Source organism: Actinoplanes palleronii, assembly GCF_016862315.1.
In the GTDB taxonomy this organism is placed as follows: Bacteria; Actinomycetota; Actinomycetes; order Mycobacteriales; family Micromonosporaceae; genus Actinoplanes; species Actinoplanes palleronii.
On record NZ_BOMS01000039.1, the window covers coordinates 11,965 to 29,186 of the forward strand.

Annotated in this window: 14 protein-coding genes and 2 tRNA genes; 14 read left to right on the forward strand and 2 right to left on the reverse strand. The window is 68.1% G+C overall.

Translation table 11 applies throughout. The features are described 5' to 3' along the window. Positions 1 to 221: 221 nt before the first annotated feature. The 6 genes from dnaA (at position 222) to Apa02nite_RS13505 (ending at position 8,193) form a co-directional block, all read left to right on the forward strand. Entirely contained in the window at positions 222 to 2,069 is a 1,848-nt protein-coding gene (gene dnaA, locus Apa02nite_RS13480) for a chromosomal replication initiator protein DnaA (protein WP_203825310.1), read from the forward strand. Positions 2,070 to 3,778: 1,709 nt separating this feature from the next. Then, on the forward strand, positions 3,779 to 4,912 hold the full coding sequence (gene dnaN, locus Apa02nite_RS13485) for a DNA polymerase III subunit beta (protein WP_067702001.1): 1,134 nt from the start codon (positions 3,779 to 3,781) through the stop codon (positions 4,910 to 4,912). Between the two features lie 39 nt (positions 4,913 to 4,951). Continuing rightward, on the forward strand, positions 4,952 to 5,824 hold the full coding sequence (gene gnd, locus Apa02nite_RS13490) for a phosphogluconate dehydrogenase (NAD(+)-dependent, decarboxylating) (RefSeq protein ID WP_203825311.1): 873 nt from the start codon (positions 4,952 to 4,954) through the stop codon (positions 5,822 to 5,824). A gap of 3 nt (positions 5,825 to 5,827) precedes the next feature. After that, positions 5,828 to 6,958, forward strand: a complete 1,131-nt coding sequence (gene recF, locus Apa02nite_RS13495; RefSeq protein WP_067701995.1) for a DNA replication/repair protein RecF — start codon at positions 5,828 to 5,830, stop codon at positions 6,956 to 6,958. A gap of 176 nt (positions 6,959 to 7,134) precedes the next feature. Beyond that, positions 7,135 to 7,809, forward strand: a complete 675-nt coding sequence (locus Apa02nite_RS13500; protein ID WP_373872923.1) for a DciA family protein — start codon at positions 7,135 to 7,137, stop codon at positions 7,807 to 7,809. 90 nt (positions 7,810 to 7,899) lie between these two features. Beyond that, entirely contained in the window at positions 7,900 to 8,193 is a 294-nt protein-coding gene (locus tag Apa02nite_RS13505; protein WP_203825312.1) for a hypothetical protein, read from the forward strand. Between the two features lie 190 nt (positions 8,194 to 8,383). On the opposite strand, the gene Apa02nite_RS13510 is transcribed toward Apa02nite_RS13505, so the two are convergent. Further along, on the reverse strand, positions 8,384 to 8,950 hold the full coding sequence (locus Apa02nite_RS13510) for a hypothetical protein (RefSeq protein WP_067701989.1): 567 nt from the start codon (positions 8,948 to 8,950) through the stop codon (positions 8,384 to 8,386). Positions 8,951 to 9,481: 531 nt separating this feature from the next. Here Apa02nite_RS13510 and gyrB point away from each other — a divergent pair. From gyrB to Apa02nite_RS13545, 8 genes are all read left to right on the forward strand, one after another. Beyond that, positions 9,482 to 11,434: a DNA topoisomerase (ATP-hydrolyzing) subunit B gene (gene gyrB, locus Apa02nite_RS13515; RefSeq protein WP_067701986.1), complete on the forward strand. Its 1,953-nt coding sequence runs from the start codon at positions 9,482 to 9,484 to the stop codon at positions 11,432 to 11,434. Between the two features lie 123 nt (positions 11,435 to 11,557). After that, a complete protein-coding gene (gyrA, locus tag Apa02nite_RS13520; protein WP_067701983.1) occupies positions 11,558 to 14,071 on the forward strand; it encodes a DNA gyrase subunit A in 2,514 nt (837 codons plus the stop codon). 3 nt (positions 14,072 to 14,074) lie between these two features. Next, a complete protein-coding gene (locus tag Apa02nite_RS13525) occupies positions 14,075 to 14,959 on the forward strand; it encodes a DUF3566 domain-containing protein (protein WP_203825313.1) in 885 nt (294 codons plus the stop codon). Positions 14,960 to 15,036: 77 nt separating this feature from the next. Next, positions 15,037 to 15,110 (forward strand) — tRNA-Ile (locus Apa02nite_RS13530). 112 nt (positions 15,111 to 15,222) lie between these two features. Continuing rightward, positions 15,223 to 15,351, forward strand: coding sequence for a DLW-39 family protein (locus tag Apa02nite_RS51015; RefSeq protein WP_212847121.1), 129 nt, complete (start codon positions 15,223 to 15,225; stop codon positions 15,349 to 15,351). A gap of 10 nt (positions 15,352 to 15,361) precedes the next feature. Next, positions 15,362 to 15,437: transfer RNA gene (locus tag Apa02nite_RS13535), tRNA-Ala, on the forward strand. A gap of 101 nt (positions 15,438 to 15,538) precedes the next feature. Beyond that, a complete protein-coding gene (locus Apa02nite_RS13540) occupies positions 15,539 to 16,090 on the forward strand; it encodes a DUF6461 domain-containing protein (RefSeq protein ID WP_239164299.1) in 552 nt (183 codons plus the stop codon). 91 nt (positions 16,091 to 16,181) lie between these two features. Next, positions 16,182 to 16,721 (forward strand): NUDIX domain-containing protein, encoded by a 540-nt coding sequence (locus Apa02nite_RS13545; RefSeq protein WP_275412462.1) that lies wholly within the window; start codon positions 16,182 to 16,184, stop codon positions 16,719 to 16,721. Here Apa02nite_RS13545 and Apa02nite_RS13550 read toward each other — a convergent pair. Next, complete coding sequence (locus Apa02nite_RS13550; RefSeq protein WP_239164298.1) at positions 16,634 to 17,086, reverse strand: hypothetical protein; 453 nt, start codon at positions 17,084 to 17,086, stop codon at positions 16,634 to 16,636. The two genes, Apa02nite_RS13545 and Apa02nite_RS13550, sit on opposite strands and share 88 nt — an antisense overlap. Positions 17,087 to 17,222: the final 136 nt, after the last annotated feature.

Genomic DNA, 17,222 nt, shown 5'->3' on the forward strand with positions numbered 1-17,222 from the left:
GGCTCCGGTGAGTCTGCCGTCCATCCGGCCGGGAGCGCCATCGGTCTCGTCATGGGTTGTGGATAACCTGTGGATAGCCGGTGGCGCCGTGCGTGTTCAGCGCGTTAACTGTGCTGGGTTGGGGGAGCCGCTCGGACGCCTGGTACAGGCGCCGACGGGCACAGACGGAAGGCCGGACACAAGGTCCACCGGGGGTCGGTGGCGATGGGGGTGGCACGGCGGTGGCCGATCAGGTCGACCTGGGCTTGCTGTGGCAGGACACGCTCAGCGAGTTGTCCGAGGAGATCGCTTCCCGGCAGCAGCGTGCCTATCTCCGTTTCACCCGCTTGCGGGCGATCGTCGAGGACACTGCTCTGCTGTCGGTTCCAGACGCCTATACCCGGGACGTGATCGAGCTGCGCCTGCGGCCGGCGATCACCGAGGCACTCACCCGACGGCTCAACCGGCCGATACAGGTCGCTGTCACGGTCCGCCCGCCGGAGGACGGCTCCGGCATGCCCGGCACCGTCTACGGCACCCCGGTCGAGTCCGACACGGCGCCGCATGCCGAGCCGCAGCCGCTGCACTACGCGGAACCGCCGCGCAACCCGGATCCCCGGCCGTACCAGCCGGAGCTCCCGGCCTACCAGCCCGAGCAGCAGCAGTATCAGCAGCCCGCGTTCGGGCCGCCGGACCGCGCTCCCGAGCCGTACCCGACGGGTTCCGCGCAGCATTCCGGGCCGCCCCCGTCGTACATCCGCGACGGGTCCGCGTCCCGGGCCGGCCAGGAAGCGCTCTTCGCCGACCCGATGCCGCCGCAGGCCAACCGCTCGGCCGCGAACCGCACGGACAAGGGTCCGGAGCGCGACGCCCCCTCGGCACCGAACGAGGCCGCCGTGCACCGGATGCCGGCCGACCAGTCCCAGATGCGCGACAACCAGCGCCGTCAGGACGACCGCCGCGACGACTCGATGCCGATGCGCCCCGGTGACAACGGTCCCGGCCGCCCTCAGGTCGACCTGCGCGGTCCCGGTTCGTCACCGCGGCCGGGCGGCAACGACGGCAACCGGCTCAATCCGAAGTACATGTTCGAGACGTTTGTCATCGGCTCGTCCAACCGCTTCGCGCACGCCGCGTCGGTCGCGGTCGCCGAGTCACCGGCGAAGGCGTACAACCCACTGTTCATCTACGGCAGCTCCGGGTTGGGCAAGACGCACCTCCTGCACGCGATCGGTCACTACGCCACCACCCTGGGGCACGCGCGCTCGGTCCGCTACGTGTCGACCGAGGAGTTCACCAACGATTTCATCAACAGCCTGCGGGACGACAAGACGCAGGCGTTCCAGCGCCGCTACCGGGACGTCGACATCCTGCTGATCGACGACATCCAGTTCCTGGAGAACCGCGAGCGGACCCAGGAGGAGTTCTTCCACACGTTCAACACGCTGCACAACGCGAACAAGCAGATCGTGATCAGTTCCGACCGCTCGCCACGTCAGCTCGCCACGCTGGAAGACCGGATGCGCACCCGCTTCGAGTGGGGCCTGCTCGCCGACATCCAGCCGCCGGACCTCGAGACGCGGATCGCGATCCTGCAGAAGAAGGCCGCGCAGGAACGCATGTACGCCCCCGCCGACGTACTCGAGTTCATCGCGTCCCGGGTCTCCAACTCGATCCGCGAGCTCGAGGGCGCCCTCATCCGGGTGACTGCTTTCGCCAGCCTCACCCGCGCCACGGTCCAGCTGTCCCTGGCCGAGGAGGTCCTGCGCGACTTCATGCCGGACGGCGCCGGCCCGGAGATCACCGCCGACCAGATCATGGTCTCCACCGCGGACTATTTCGGCGTCTCCCTCGAAGACCTGCGCGGACATTCCCGCAGCCGGGTGCTCGTCAACGCCCGCCAGGTCGCCATGTACCTGTGCCGCGAACTCACCGATCTCTCCCTGCCCAGAATCGGTCAGGCCTTCGGCGGCCGCGACCACACCACGGTCATGCACGCCGACCGCAAGATCCGCCAGCACATGGCGGAGCGACGCTCGCTCTACAACCAGATCGCCGAACTCACCAACCGCATCAAACAAAACACCTGATTTCGTACGACCTACGCCTGCACCAACCGCAACGCCCCCGCACCGCCGAGCACACCTGACGCCGGCGGTGCGCAAGACCGCTTCCGGCCGCCGGGGTGTATCCCCACTCCCGGCAGGCGCTCCCACCCCGGCCACCAGCCGCTCCGCGCCCACCCGGCACGCCGGCCTCCGCCGGAGCCGCGGCCCACAACACGCGTGACCTCGCCGCCCCGCCAGATGCTCTAGCGGTCACCCGCTCATCCGGACAACGCCGCGCATCGGCAGCGGGCTCCCCCGCCGGCCGTGGCCCGCATCGACAGCGAGCTTCCCCGCCAGCCGTGGCTCCCGCTGGCTGTGGCCCCCACTCGACTGTGGTCCGCATCGGCCACGCGCGGGCCCGCCGACCAGTCACGCCGCCTGAACCGAACCACACAGGCCACGGCACCCCCTCTGAACAGCTCACATGCCGCCCAGCACCGAGTTATCCCCAGTGCTGGGCCGGGAAGGTCAGACGGGCGGCTCGGCGCGGGTCCGGGCTCGGCGGCGCAACGGGACGATTTTCGCGTTACCCACAGGTTGGCCGAGTTTCCTCACAGGCAGGTGACAAGGGCATTGAACTGGGACAACGCGGGATCCACACACGTTATCCACTGCTTTTACACGGGGTTGTCCACAGACTTACCCCCAGATTCGCGGCTGACCTGCATAAATCGACGAGACCCGATGTCAACTTTTTAGGGCGGAAAACCAAAAGTTGTCAACGTCGGGACGGGTCAGTTTCGTGCCAACGTTGTCCACACTCGTCCACAGGCATCCACAGGCTCTTTCCCCAGACAGTGGATAACTTTTGCCCCGTACACCACAGATGTGGACAACTCCTGGGGATATCGATGTGGACAGACACGGAGAGTGAACCCATTAGTCAGCTGCCTGTGGACGCCTGTGGATTACCTGTTGAAGGTTCTGGGGATGACGGGCCCCAGGCCTCCGCCGGTTGTCCACAGGTCGGGGGACAAACCCGGTGGACAACCGGTGGATATCCGGTGGACAACGGTGGACAACCGCTGCGAACTCCGAGACTGTGGACGCAGACCCCGGTTTATACCCCGGTTTCCCACATGTGAATCACCGGTGGATAACCCTGTGACCTGCGGAAACGTTGGTTTTCCACAGTATGCACAGGTGCTATGAAGACGACTAGTTATCTCTTTAAGAGAGAAAAGAACAATCATCAGGGTGTGGAAGGTCTGCCGCTTCGCTCCGGGAGGGCAGAGGGGCACGGCAAGAGCAGGCACCAGAAGCAAGGCTCGGAACGACCCGAGGAGCCATCGCAGGCTCGGCGCCCCTGAGGGCTGAACCGGGAACCGAACCTGAGTCACCGGCTTGCCTCCGCGCTCACGTCCGGGCATGGTTCAGCGGTCGCCGGACTGGACCGCGGAGGCATCGAACCGGAAAGCTGAGCTGGATCCGCCTCGCCCCGGTGATGCGGCTCGTTGAGCCGTTGGTGATCGGCCGGTGATTCGGTTGGCGCTTCGCTCCCGGTGGCGCCTGCCGATGATGCGTCCGAGCCGCGAAGCCGACCGGGATCCACCTCGTCCCGGCCATCCGGATCGGACCCCACCCGCGGGCCCGGCCCGGATCACCCGGGGTCGGGCACACGTGAGCACCAGCAGCGCCATAGAGTTTCGGTGGGGTCGACACCCCGTAGAGGAAGCATCGCGGAGGACAGCATGAAGTTCCGGGTGGAGCGAGACGCGCTCGCCGACGCCGTGGCCTGGACAGCCAAGAGCCTGCCCAGCCGGCCGTCAGTGCCGGTGCTCGCCGGTGTCCTGCTGCGAGTCACCGACGGCCGCTTGCAGGTCTCCGGCTTCGACTACGAGGTCTCCAGCCAGGTCTCGGTCGAGGTGCAGGCGGACGCGGACGGCGCCGCGCTGGTCTCCGGCCGGCTGCTCGCCGAGATCACCAAGGCACTGCCCGGCAAGCCGGTGGACATCGCCGCGGTGGGTTCACACCTCGAGCTGGTCTGCGGCAGTGCGCGTTTCACCCTCCCCACGATGCCGGTGGAGGACTATCCGACCCTTCCGGATATGCCGTCCAGCGCGGGCACCGTCGACGCCGCTACGTTCGCCTCAGCGGTTTCCCAGGTCGCCATCGCCGCGGGCCGGGACGAGACGCTGCCGATGATGACCGGTGTGCGCCTCGAGCTGAACGGCACCACGATGGCGATGCTCGCCACCGACCGGTACCGGCTGGCGATGCGCGAGATCGAGTGGAACCCGGACGACCCGGAGATCAGCCTGAACGCTCTGGTCCCGGCGAAGACCCTGAACGACACGGCGAAGGCGCTCGGCCCGCTCGGCGGCTCGGTCACCCTCGCCCTGGCGCAGGGCAACGCCGGCGAGGGCATGATCGGCTTTGCCGGTGGCACCCGGCGCACCACCAGCCGCCTGCTCGACGGTGCGAACTACCCGCCGGTGCGCTCGCTGTTCCCGACCTCGCACAACGCCGAGGCCCGGATCGCTGTCTCCGCGCTGGTCGAGGTGGTCCGCCGCGTCGCGCTGGTGGCCGAGCGCACCACGCCGGTGCTGCTCAGCTTCAGCGAGGACGGCCTGGTGGTCGAGGCCGGTACCACCGAGGAGGCGCGCGCCAGCGAGGCCATGGAGGCCGAGTTCACCGGTGAGGCGCTGACCATCGGCTTCAATCCGCAGTACCTGATCGACGGGCTGCAGAACCTCGGCGCACCCACCGCGGTCTTCTCGTTCGTCGACGCGTTCAAGCCAGCTGTGATCTCCCCCGCTGCCGAAAGCGCTGAAATCATCCCGGGATACCGCTATCTGATCATGCCGATCCGGGTAACCCGCTGATACTGAGCGAGGAACATTCGCACTTCTAGGGGGAAGACCATGCAACTCGGCCTGATCGGTCTCGGCCGGATGGGCGGCAACATGCGGGAACGTATCCGCGCTGCCGGGCACGAAGTTGTCGGATTCGACCACAACGCGGACAAGTCCGACGTTGGTAACCTGGCCGAGCTGGTGGAGAAACTGGCGACGCCGCGCGTCGTCTGGACCATGGTGCCGGCCGGCAAGATCACTGAAGACACCATCAACGAGCTCGCGGGGCTGCTCTCCGAGGGCGACATCATCATCGACGGCGGGAACTCCAAGTTCACCGACGACGGTCCCCGGGCCGAGCGGCTCAAGCCGAAGGGCATCCACTACCTGGATGTCGGCGTCTCCGGTGGTGTCTGGGGCATCACCAACGGGTACGCGCTGATGGTGGGCGGCGACGCCGAGATCGTCGAGCACTGCAAGCCGATCTTCGAGGCGCTCAAGCCGGCCGGTGAGTTCGGTTTCGCGCACGCCGGACCGGCCGGTGCCGGCCACTACGCGAAGATGATCCACAACGGCATCGAGTACGGGATGATGCAGGCGTACGGCGAGGGGTACGAGATCCTCCTGGCGTCCGAGCTGGTCCACAACGTGCCGGCGGTCATCAAGAGCTGGCGCGAGGGCAGCGTCGTCAAGTCCTGGCTGCTCGACCTGCTCGACCGGGCGCTCGACGAGGACCCGACGCTGGAGAACCTCAAGGGCTACGTCGAGGACACCGGCGAGGGCCGCTGGACCGTCGACGAGGCGGTCCGTCTCTCCGTTCCCGCCCACGTCCTGGCTGCTTCGATCTTCACGCGCTTCGAGTCGCGTCAGGACGACTCGCCGGCGATGAAGGCCGTCGCCGCACTGCGTCAGCAGTTCGGCGGCCACGCCGTCAAGCGCTGACCCATGCACGTACGCCGGGTCGAGCTCGTCGACTTCCGTTCCTACGAGCGGGTGGCCGTCGACCTCGATTCCGGCGTGACCGTGCTGGTCGGCCAGAACGGCATGGGCAAGACCAACCTGATCGAAGCGCTCGGGTACGTGGCCACCCTGGACAGTCATCGGGTGGCCACCGATGCGCCGCTGGTCCGCTTCGGCGCCACCTCGGCGGTGATCCGCTGCGCGATCGTGCACGACGGCCGGGAGCTCCTGGTCGAGCTGGAGATCGTGCCGGGCAAGGCGAACCGGGCCCGGCTCAACCGGTCCCCGGTGCGCCGGCCCCGCGAAGTGCTCGGCGCCCTGCGGATGGTGCTGTTCGCACCGGAGGACCTCGAGCTGGTCCGCGGTGACCCGTCCGAGCGCCGCCGCTACCTCGACGACCTGCTCGTCGCCCGGCAGCCCCGCTACGCCGGGGTGCGCGCCGACTACGACCGGGTGGTCAAGCAGCGCAACGCCCTGCTGCGCACCGCGTATCTGACCCGCAAGGTGGGCGGCACCCGCGGTCAGGACCTGTCGACGCTCGCGGTCTGGGACCAGCATCTCGCCCACCACGGCGCGGAGCTGCTGGCCGGCCGGTTGGAGCTGGCGGCGGCGCTCGGCCCGCACCTGACCAAGGCGTACGACGCGGTGGCGGCCGGCCGGTCGTCGGCCACGATCGGGTATTCGTCCCGGCTCGGCGAGGATCTGACCACCGACCGCGCGGTCCTGGAGGCCGCGCTGCTCGAACGGATGCGGGAGCGGCGCCCGGCCGAGGTCGAGCGGGGCACAACGCTTGTCGGCCCGCACCGCGACGACCTCCAGTTGTCGCTGGGCGAGCTGCCGGTCAAGGGCTACGCCAGCCACGGCGAGTCCTGGTCGTTCGCGCTGGCGCTGCGCCTGGCGGCGTACGACCTGCTGCGCGCGGACGGGATCGAGCCGATCCTGGTGCTCGACGACGTCTTCGCCGAGCTGGACGCCGGCCGGCGCGACCGGCTGGCGGCCCTGGTCTCGGACGCCGCTCAGCTGCTCGTCACGTGCGCGGTGCCGGAGGACGTGCCGGCCGCGCTGCGCGGCGCCCGGTACGACGTGACCACCGGCTCGGTGACGCGTGCCGGCTGACCCGGTGCCCCGGCGTCGATCTCGTCACCGTCCCGGGGCCTCAGCGGGCCGTGGAGCGCGCCCGCGGGCTTGACGGTGGGTCGGGTTCGGGTCGACAGTGCTGCGGGGGTTGGCGCGGTTGTCGGCGGGTCGTCGGCCACTGACGCGGACAACGGTTATCCACAGGGGGTGTCGCGGTGCCGCGTGAGGCGAGCAGGGCGAACGGCGGGGCGGCGGCGAAGCGACCGTCGGCGCGTCAGCCCGCGGGCGGTCCGGCCGCGGGTCAGCCCGCAGGTGGTCAACCGGCCGCGGGTCAGCCGGCCGCGGGTCAGCCCGCGAGTGGTCAACCGGCCGCGCCGGACGGCTGGGATGACGGGAAGGCCGGCCCGGAGCTGGCCCGGGCGGTGCTGGACGCGGCGCTGACGAAACGGCGCGAGGCGGCCCGGCAGCCCCGCAAACGGATCGGCGCGACCGGTGAGAAGCGGTTGCGCGGGTATTCCGGGCCGGGTGTGGATCCGCGGGATCCGCAGCTGTTCGGCTCGATGCTCGAGCGGCTGATGAAGGCGCGCGGGTGGGAACGGCCGAAGGCCGAGGCCACCGTGTTCGGATCCTGGGAGAAAGTGGTCGGCGCGGACATCGCCGCGCACAGCAAACCGGTGAAACTCGACGCCGGGGTGCTGACCGTGGAGGCCGAGTCGACCGCCTGGGCCACCCAGCTGCGGATGCTGACCGGCCGGCTGCTGAAGCAGATCGCCGGCGAGATCGGCCACAACGTCGTGATCAGGCTGAACATCCACGGTCCGGCCGCGCCGTCGTGGAACCGGGGACCGCGCCGGGTGCAGGGCCGTGGACCCCGCGACACCTACGGCTGAGCTGCCCGGATCGCTGCCCGGATCGCTGCTTCGATCGCGCGGCTGGGCGACGGAGGGAACCTGTTTCGGGTTTCGTGCGTCCTTATCAGTATGGCCCTGCTGCGTCGCTCGCTGGTTCTGCTCGTTCTCGTTCTCGGCACCCTCGGTGTGTTCCCGCCTGCGGCGGCTCCGGCCTGGGCGAGTGCGGGGCCCGGCGAGGCTTTGGCGTTTGCCGAGGAGGTGCCCAGCGGGCTGCGGTGGCCGATGATCCTGGCGGCCGCGTCGGCGGTGCTGCTGCTGGTGATCGGTGGCGAGATGTGGTGGCTGTCCCGGCGGCCGGAGCCGGCCCCGATGGTGGCCGGCTCCGAGTCCGAGGTGACCCAGCGGGTGAGCAGCCGGGTCTGACCGGCTGGTTGTCCACAGGTCTTGTGGGTGACCGCGACCACCCACGGGCAATGAAGGGTGCGGCGATCGTTCTGGACGCGCCAGCGGCCAGATCGCCGTGCCCGGCCCCCGCGGGAGCGGCGATCCGAACCCGGCAGCCACATGGGACAAAAGGCTTTTGATCTTTTAAAAGAGCAGCAGCAGTGACCGCTCAGTAATCCGCGAAGACCGCGAACCCGCGCTCCGCGCAGCGGCGGTAGAAACCGGCCAGGACGGCCAGTTCGGTGCGGGCGAAGCTCCAGTGCGGCGCGTTGCCGGCCTCGTCGCGGAGCGCCGCGAGCCGCTGGTCCAGCCAGCGCAACTGCTGGTCGGCGAGCCGCCCGTTGGCGATCGCGGTGCGCATCACCTCGGCGACGGTGTCGAAGGTGACCAGGTCACCGAACTTGTCGTGGCCCTCGACGAACCGCTCCAGACCGCCGGCGATCCAGGCGCAACCGTCCGGGTCGATCACCGGGTCCTCGTCCTCGGCGGCCGCGTCGGTCGCGTAGAGCACACCTTCCAACCCGAGCAGCAGGTCGACCAACTCCGTGTACGCGGTCGCTCGCACCGTGCCGGTCTTGGCGACGTGCAGTGCGAGCGCGCCGGTGGGCGCGGCGATCTCCGGAGCGTCGGCGATCGCGCCGAAGTCGACGAACTCGGCGGGAGCCACCGGGTCGTAGTACTGGTTCGTCCGCGGCCAGTGCACCGCGACGTTGTCCAGGCCCTTGTCGTGCGCCATCGGGGCAACCCTTCCTCGACCTGTCCAAGCGGTCCGTTGGGCCATGCACGGCCCGCGCGGGCGAGGTTACGACACCACCGCCTGCCGCTGACAGGCAGTGTCGCAGCGAGGGTCAGCCGGGGGCGGCAGGCGCGCCCGGCCCGAGCGTTTGCCATTGTGTGGAGGGGCTGTGCCGTGTAGGGGGAGACGCGGGAGGCATCCTGAATCGCGCTACGGGACTCTCAGGCACCCGGAAGGGGTGCCGGACCCTCGCCAACTCGCCTCGGCGGAGTAGAATCGACGGTGACCGGGAAAACTGTGCTTGTCGGTGGTGGCGCGGTCACACGCAGCCACTTTCGTCACGCTACGCGGTTTTTCCAGCCGATCACGATCCGCGGGTTGTCCGCGGCGGCCGGCGAGCACGGTTCCACCGGTGGTCCGCTCCTCTCGCGGTGTCATCTGTGGTGCTTCGTGCGCGCTCACAGCCGCTGGTCACCCGCCAACCCCCGTGTGGGGCTCCACCTGGGGTCCCGTGCGAGAAAGCGGCCGAGGGTGTCAGAGAACAATCAGCAGTATGGTGCCGATTCGATCACCGTGCTCGAAGGCCTTGAGGCGGTCCGGAAGCGCCCCGGTATGTACATCGGGTCCACCGGCGAGCGGGGTCTGCACCACCTGGTCTGGGAGGTTGTGGACAACGCGGTCGACGAGGCGCTCGCGGGGTACTGCGACACCATCGACGTGGTCCTGCTCGCCGACGGCGGTGTCTCGGTCACCGACAACGGCCGTGGTTTCCCGGTCGACATGCACCCCCAGCTGAAGAAGCCGGGCGTCGAGGTGGCACTGACCGTGCTGCACGCCGGCGGCAAGTTCGACGGCAAGGCCTACGCGGTCTCCGGCGGTCTGCACGGCGTCGGCGTGTCCGTGGTGAACGCGCTCTCCATCCGGATGGCCGTGGTCATCCACAAGGACGGCTTCGTCTGGCGGCAGAAGTACAACGCCTCGAAGCCGGAAGAGCTGATCAAGGGTGAGCCCACCGAGGGGACCGGGTCGACGGTGCAGTTCTGGCCGGACCCGGCGATCTTCGAGACCACCGAGTTCGACTTCCAGACGATCTACCGCCGGCTCCAGGAGATGGCCTTCCTGAACCGCAACCTGGCGATCAACTTCACCGACGAGCGCACCGATTCGCTCGACGAGAAGGGTGAGCCGCGCCGGGTCGAGTTCCTCTACGAGGGCGGTATCGCGGACTTCGTCCGGCACCTGAATGCCACCAAGAGCGCGATCCACAAGACCGTGATCGAGTTCGGCACCGAGGACTCCGAGGCCGGCATGGCCGTCGAGATCGCGATGCAGTGGAACGAGTCCTACGGCGAGTCGATCTACACGTTCGCCAACCGGATCAACACCCACGAGGGTGGCACCCACGAGGAGGGCTTCCGGGCCGCTCTGACCGGCATCGTGAACCGGTACGGCGCCGAGAAGAAGTTCCTCCGCGGCGACGAGAAACTGTCCGGTGAGGACATCCGGGAGGGCCTCGCCGCGATCATCTCGGTGACGCTGACCAACCCGCAGTTCGAGGGTCAGACCAAGACGAAGCTCGGCAACACCGACATGAAGAGCTTCGTGCAGAAGGTCGCGAACGAGCAGATCGCCGACTGGTTCGACCGCAACCCGGCCGACGCCAAGCAGATCATCACGAAGGCGTCGCAGGCGTCCCGCGCCCGGATCGCCGCGCAGCAGGCCCGCAAGCTGGCCCGCCGCAAGTCGCTGCTGGAGTCCGGTTCGATGCCGGGCAAGCTGGCCGACTGCCAGTCCACCGACCCGCGCGAGACCGAGCTGTTCATCGTCGAGGGCGACTCGGCCGGCGGTTCGGCCAAGCAGGGCCGGTCCAGCAAGTACCAGGCGATCCTGCCGATCCGCGGCAAGATCCTGAACGTGGAGAAGGCCCGGATCGACCGGGTGCTGAAGAACAACGAGGTCCAGGCGCTGATCACCGCGCTGGGCACCGGCATCCACGACGAGTTCGACATCGGCAAGCTGCGCTACCACAAGATCATCCTGATGGCCGACGCCGACGTCGACGGCCAGCACATCCAGACGCTGCTGCTCACCCTGCTGTTCCGCTTCATGCGGCCGCTGGTCGAGCAGGGGCACGTCTACCTGGCCTCGCCGCCGCTCTACAAGCTCAAGTGGAACAAGCGGGGCGATGACGCGCAGTACGCGTACTCGGACCGCGAGCGTGACGGCCTGATCGCGTTGCGTCAGCAGAAGAAGGCGAACGCGAAGCCGGACGACATCCAGCGGTTCAAGGGTCTCGGCGAGATGAACTTCCAGGAGCTGTGGGACACCACTATGGACCCGGACACCCGGACCCTGCGTCAGGTGACCCTGGACGACGCCGCGGTCGCCGACGAGTTGTTCAGCGTGCTGATGGGTGAGGACGTCGAGGCGCGGCGGTCCTTCATCCAGCGCAACGCGAAGGACGTCAGGTTCCTCGACATCTGACCCTCGGCGGGCGCGCCGCTGGTCACGTGTCCACAGCGTAGGGCACCTTTCCACAGTGTTATCCACAGCGATTTGCGGGCTTTGGCCGAATTTGTCTGGCTTCACCTTGAGTAAGGGTTAACAGTGACTGACATTCCCGAACCGCCTGACGGCGACGTTCCCCAGGACGAGACCGGCGGCGGTGTGAGCCAGCGCGTCGAGCCCGTCGGCCTCGAAGTCGAGATGCAGCGCTCGTACCTCGACTACGCGATGAGCGTCATCGTCGGCCGCGCCCTGCCCGACGTGCGGGACGGTCTCAAGCCGGTGCACCGCAAGATTCTGTACGCGATGTACGACGCCGGCTTCCGCCCCGACCGCGGGTACGTGAAGTGCGCGCGCGTCGTCGGCGACGTGATGGGCAACTACCACCCGCACGGCGACTCGTCGATCTACGACGCGCTGGTCCGGATGGGCCAGCCGTGGTCGCTGCGGTACCGGCTGATCGACGGCAACGGCAACTTCGGCTCGCCGGGCAACGACCCGCCGGCCGCCATGCGGTACACCGAGGCGAAGCTGTCCCCGCTGGCGATGGAGATGCTGCGGGACATCGACGAGGACACCGTCGACATGCAGGACAACTACGACGGCCGCACCCGGGAGCCGACGATCCTGCCGGCTCGCTTCCCGAACCTGCTGGTGAACGGGTCCGAGGGCATCGCGGTCGGCATGGCGACCAAGATTCCGCCGCACAACCTGCGGGAGATCGCCGCCGCCGTCCAGTGGTGTCTGGACAACATCGACGCGGACGAGCCGACCACGCTCGAGGCGCTGCTCGAGATCGTCAAGGGCCCGGACTTCCCGACCTACGGCCTGATCGTGGGCCAGCAGGCCATCCAGGACGCGTACCGGACCGGGCGTGGCTCGATCCGGATGCGCGCGGTGGTCGAGGTCGAGGAGGACTCGCGCGGCCGGCCGTGTCTGGTCGTCACCGAGCTGCCGTACCAGGTGAACCCGGACAACCTGGCCGAGCGGGTCGCGGAGCTGGTCAAGGAGGGCAAGCTCACCGGGATCGCCGACATCCGGGACGAGTCGTCCGGTCGTACCGGTATGCGGTTGATCCTGGTGCTCAAGCGCGACGCGGTCGCCAAGGTGGTGCTGAACAACCTCTACAAGCACACCCAGCTGCAGGAGACGTTCGGCGCCAACATGCTGGCGCTGGTGGACGGCGTGCCGCGCACGCTGAACCTGGCCCAGTTCATCAGGTACTACGTCGAGCACCAGATCGAGGTCATCCGCCGGCGGACCGCCTACCGCCTGCGCAAGGCCGAGGAGCGCGCGCACATCCTGCGCGGTCTGGGCAAGGCCCTGGACATGCTCGACGAGGTCATCGCCCTGATCCGGCGCTCGCCCACGGTGGAGGACTCGCGCCAGGGCCTGATGTCGCTGCTCGACGTCGACGAGATCCAGGCCACCGCGATCCTCGACATGCAGCTGCGCCGCCTGGCCGCCCTGGAGCGGCAGCGGATCATCGACGAGCTCGTGAAGATCGAGCTCGAGATCACCGACTTCAAGGACATCCTCGCGAAGCCGGAGCGGCAGCGGGCGATCATCTCCGAGGAACTCGGCGAGATCGTGCAGAAGTTCGGGGACGACCGGCGCACCCAGATCATCCCGTTCGACGGCGAGGTCTCCATGGAGGACCTCATCGCGCGCGAGGACGTTGTGGTGACCATCACACGAACTGGTTACGCGAAGCGCACCAAGGTCGACATGTATCGATCGCAGCACCGCGGCGGCAAGGGCGTGAGCGGCGCGACCCTGCGCCAGGACGACATCGTGTCGCACTTCTACGTGATCTCTACGCACGACTGGATGCTGTTCTTCACGAACAAGGGCCGGGTTTATCGGGCTAAGGCGTACGAACTGCCCGAAGCCAGCCGAACCGCCAAGGGACAGCACGTCGCGAACCTGCTGGCCTTCCTGCCGGACGAGCACATCGCGCAGGTCATCCAGATCCCGAACTACCAGGTCGCGCCGTACCTTGTGCTCGCCACTAAGAATGGTCTCGTGAAGAAGACCCGACTCGACGAGTTTGACTCCAACCGCAGCGGTGGCATCATCGCCATCAACCTGCGGGAGGATGACGAGTTGGTTGGCGCGGCCCTGGCGGCTTCTGAGGACGATCTGTTGCTGGTGTCCAAGAAAGCCCAGGCCATTCGCTTCAACGCGACCGACGAGGCGCTCCGTCCGATGGGACGAGCGACGTCGGGCGTGATCGGCATGCGCTTCGGCGACAACGACGAGCTCCTGGCCATGGAGGTCGTCCGCGAGGGTCTGGATGTGTTGGTTGCCACCGACGGTGGGTATGCCAAACGGACACCGATCGAGGAGTATCCGGTACAGGGGCGCGGCGGCAAGGGGGTACTCACCGCGAAGATCACTGAACGTCGTGGTGGACTTGTCGGCGCTCTGGTGATCAGCCCGGAGGATGAACTGTTTGCCATCACCAGCAATGGTGGTGTCATCCGGACTCCCGTGAAGCCTGTACGGCGCACACGGGATCGGAACACAATGGGGGTCAAGCTGATGGACCTCCCTGAAGGTGTAACCATCGTGGCGCTTGCTCGCAATGCCGACGAGCCTGACGAACAGGACTAGTTGATGCCGGAGACACAGGCGAAGTCGGGGGGCCCCGGGAGCTCAGCGGCACCGGGCGATGCGGCGAAGAACGACGGCGCCGCAACGCCCGGACGCGAGACCGCTGGGCGCGCCGCTGTCCCCGCCGAAGCCCCGTCCCCGCCGAAGTTCACCAGGGCGCCGGGCATGGCCCCGCCGCCCGGTGAGCCCGCTGCCGGGCCGGATGCCGCTGACCCGAAACGGCCAGGCGCACCCGCCGTGGCCAAGGCGTCGGCTGCGGTGCCGGTCGTGACCAAGGGTAAGGGCGCTGCGCCCGGGGTCGCTTCGGTGCGCCCCGGTGGTGCGCCCGGCACGGTCACGGGTTCCGCACGCCCGGCGGGCAGTGTGCCCACGGTGACCCCACCCGGCGCCGCCAAGCAGCGCACCGCGCCGCCGGCGGCTCCGGCCGGTCCCGGTGGCACGTCGGCGGTCGGGGCAGCCCGAGTCTCCGAAGCGGTCCGCTCGGCCCGCTCCACGGTCTCCTCGGCCGCGGCGCGCGGTCCGCGGCGGGCCCGGCTCAACCTCAAGCGGATCGATCCCTGGTCCGTCATGAAGTTCGCGTTCGCGGTCTCGATCGTGCTCTTCATCGTGGTGGTCGTCGCGACCTCGGTGCTCTACCTCGCGCTGGACACCATGGGTGTTTGGAGCTCGATCAACGACAGCCTCAAGGACCTGGTCAACGCGAGCGGTGGCGCGGACACCTCGTCCGGTTTCCGGATCACCGCGTGGGGCGTGATCGGCACCTCGATGCTGATCGGCGCGGTCAACGTCGTGCTGTTCACGGCGCTGGCCACGCTCGGCGCTTTCGTCTACAACGTGTGTGCCGACCTGGTCGGTGGCATCGAGCTGACGCTCGCCGAGCGGGACTGACGACCTGATCGGGTTGTGAGCCACCCCCGTTTTGGAGGCTCACAACCCGATGCGGTAAAGTTCTGTCTCGCAGGTGAGGGGCTATAGCTCAGTCGGTTAGAGCGCAGAGCTGATAACTCTGAGGTCGATGGTTCGATTCCATCTAGCCCCACGAGCGAATCGGGCGATCCCCATCCGTACATGTTGCGGATTAAGGGTCGCCCGTTTCTCTCTGACGGTGTTTCATTGCTTCTGTCGCGGTTCCCGGCCTTTGGGGGTAGTTGATGCTGAAGAAGCTTCTGATCGTGGCAGCCGTGGTCGGTGCTGCCGCGCTGGTGGTCAAGAAGGTCAAGGCGTCCAGCGACGAGCGTGCGCTGTGGCACGAGGCGACCACCGCGCCCGACCTGCGCTGAGGCGCTAGCCGGGGCCCTAGCTCAATTGGCAGAGCACCGCCTTTGCAAGGCGGGGGTTAGGGGTTCGATTCCCCTGGGCTCCACCAAGGTTCTCTCTTAGCCGTCCGCACCCGCGGGCGGCTTTTTTTGATCTACTGGCGCGGTGAAACGGCGGGTTCTTCTGGCGGCGCTGGCTCTGCTGGCGCCCGTGTCGGGGTGTGCACCATCCGAAGCGGCGCTGCCCCTGCGGGATGACGACGACGGATACCGCTGGGCCAGCCCCAGCGGGCCGCTGGGGCGCGGATTCTGCCTCACCCTGGTCCGAGGTCGCCGGCCGAGCCAGGTGGTCCCGGTGATCGGCGGGAAGAGCTTCGAATGGGTCGACTGGGCCCAGCTGGTCGGGCCGGGAGACGGCGAAGAGGGTGGGTCGCGGTACTTCGCCGGGATCGCGTACCTGGGCGACTGGACGGTGATCCTGGAGGACCGGGGCGGGCTCGGGATGGACGGCCTGATCGCCGGCCCGCTGTCGGCCGGGACCGAGGTGGTGGCGTACCAGTGCGGTGCCGACCGGCATGCGCACACTCGGATATATCGCGACGGCCGGATCGAACTGGACCAGAACACCGCCGAACAGGGCGCAGACGTGACGGATCCCACCGAGGCGACCATCACGTTCGTCGAATCACAGATCGGTTTCGAGCTGACCGGGGCATTGCTGGAGTCGAAGAGATATCTGCTGGTCACCGTTCCGAAGGTGTAGCAACGCATATGCCCGATCTGCGTGCTGCCAGTTATCCACAGAGGAATGAAGAAGACTGCGCGAGATGATGGCGCCGGTTAGCCTGCGACTCGTGAGCGAACGAAGACGGGCAGCCGCTGTGATCGTGCGGGACGGCCGTGTGCTGATGGTGCACGAGCGAAGCCGGCGATCCGGTGGCGGCGAGTGGTGGACTCTGCCCGGTGGCGGGCTGGAGCCCGGCGAGACGGCCGAGGAGGCCGTGCGGCGCGAGGTCTTCGAGGAGACCGGGCTGATCGTCAGCGACCTGCGGTATGTGCTGGAGATGCCGTATCCGTCCGGCATGACATCGGTCTTCGCGGTGTCGGTGGCCGACGGCGAGCCACGTGCCGGGCACGACGACGGCAAGGGCCCGGAACCGCTCGGCCTGGACTGGCTGCCGGTGCCGGAGCTCCCGATCGAGACGAGTGGGGTGCCGGTCCCACCGCTGATGGTGGTGCTGCCGACGATGGCACCGGCCGCCTCATCGGTTTCGGTCACGCCACCGGTCTCCGCGCGGGCCGACCGTCAGACCGGCGACGACTCCGACATCACCGAAGCCGATGGTGCCGGGACCGCGCCGGCGATGGCCCGCCGGCGCTCCGCGACGAAGTAGGCGCAGGCCGCGGTGTAGCTGAACGTCAGCAGCAGGCTCAGGACCCGGACCGAGAAGGACGGGTAGGGCAGGGCGGCGATCGCCAGAGCTACGAACGCCCAGCCGGCGAGCAGCGCAATGTTGATCACGTCGTGCCGGTCCCAGCGGCCGGTGCGCCGGTGTGCCTGGCGCTGGATCTCGACGGTGAAGGCGTGCGCCATGCCGAGCGCCAGGAGGGCGAGCAGGATGGTGGCGAACACCGAGTGGTGTCCGCCGCCGACCGCGGCCATGGCGGTGGCGCCGGTCATCAGCGCAAGGCCGCTGACAGTGCCGGTACGAGCCTTACGACGCTCCGGAATGAACCCCTCCTCCACAACCACAGACATTCGGCATGATCCGCCTGAATCTGAGTAGCCCGGGGGTGCCGGTCGATGAGGAGGTCGTCAGTGGATGGTGGTCATTTTCGGCCAGAGCCGAAGATCAAAATCTTGATGTCGTGCGTCCGCCGGGGTTCAGATCGTC

Coding starts and splice junctions, on each gene's coding strand:
- Apa02nite_RS13550 (WP_239164298.1), bottom strand. CDS start 17,086: ATGTCTGTGGTTGTGGAGGAGGGGTTCATTCCGGAGCGTCGTAAGGCT.
- Apa02nite_RS51015 (WP_212847121.1), top strand. CDS start 15,223: ATGCTGAAGAAGCTTCTGATCGTGGCAGCCGTGGTCGGTGCTGCCGCG.
- Apa02nite_RS13505 (WP_203825312.1), top strand. CDS start 7,900: ATGGCCCTGCTGCGTCGCTCGCTGGTTCTGCTCGTTCTCGTTCTCGGC.
- Apa02nite_RS13510 (WP_067701989.1), bottom strand. CDS start 8,950: ATGGCGCACGACAAGGGCCTGGACAACGTCGCGGTGCACTGGCCGCGG.
- Apa02nite_RS13525 (WP_203825313.1), top strand. CDS start 14,075: ATGCCGGAGACACAGGCGAAGTCGGGGGGCCCCGGGAGCTCAGCGGCA.
- recF (WP_067701995.1), top strand. CDS start 5,828: ATGCACGTACGCCGGGTCGAGCTCGTCGACTTCCGTTCCTACGAGCGG.
- dnaN (WP_067702001.1), top strand. CDS start 3,779: ATGAAGTTCCGGGTGGAGCGAGACGCGCTCGCCGACGCCGTGGCCTGG.
- gnd (WP_203825311.1), top strand. CDS start 4,952: ATGCAACTCGGCCTGATCGGTCTCGGCCGGATGGGCGGCAACATGCGG.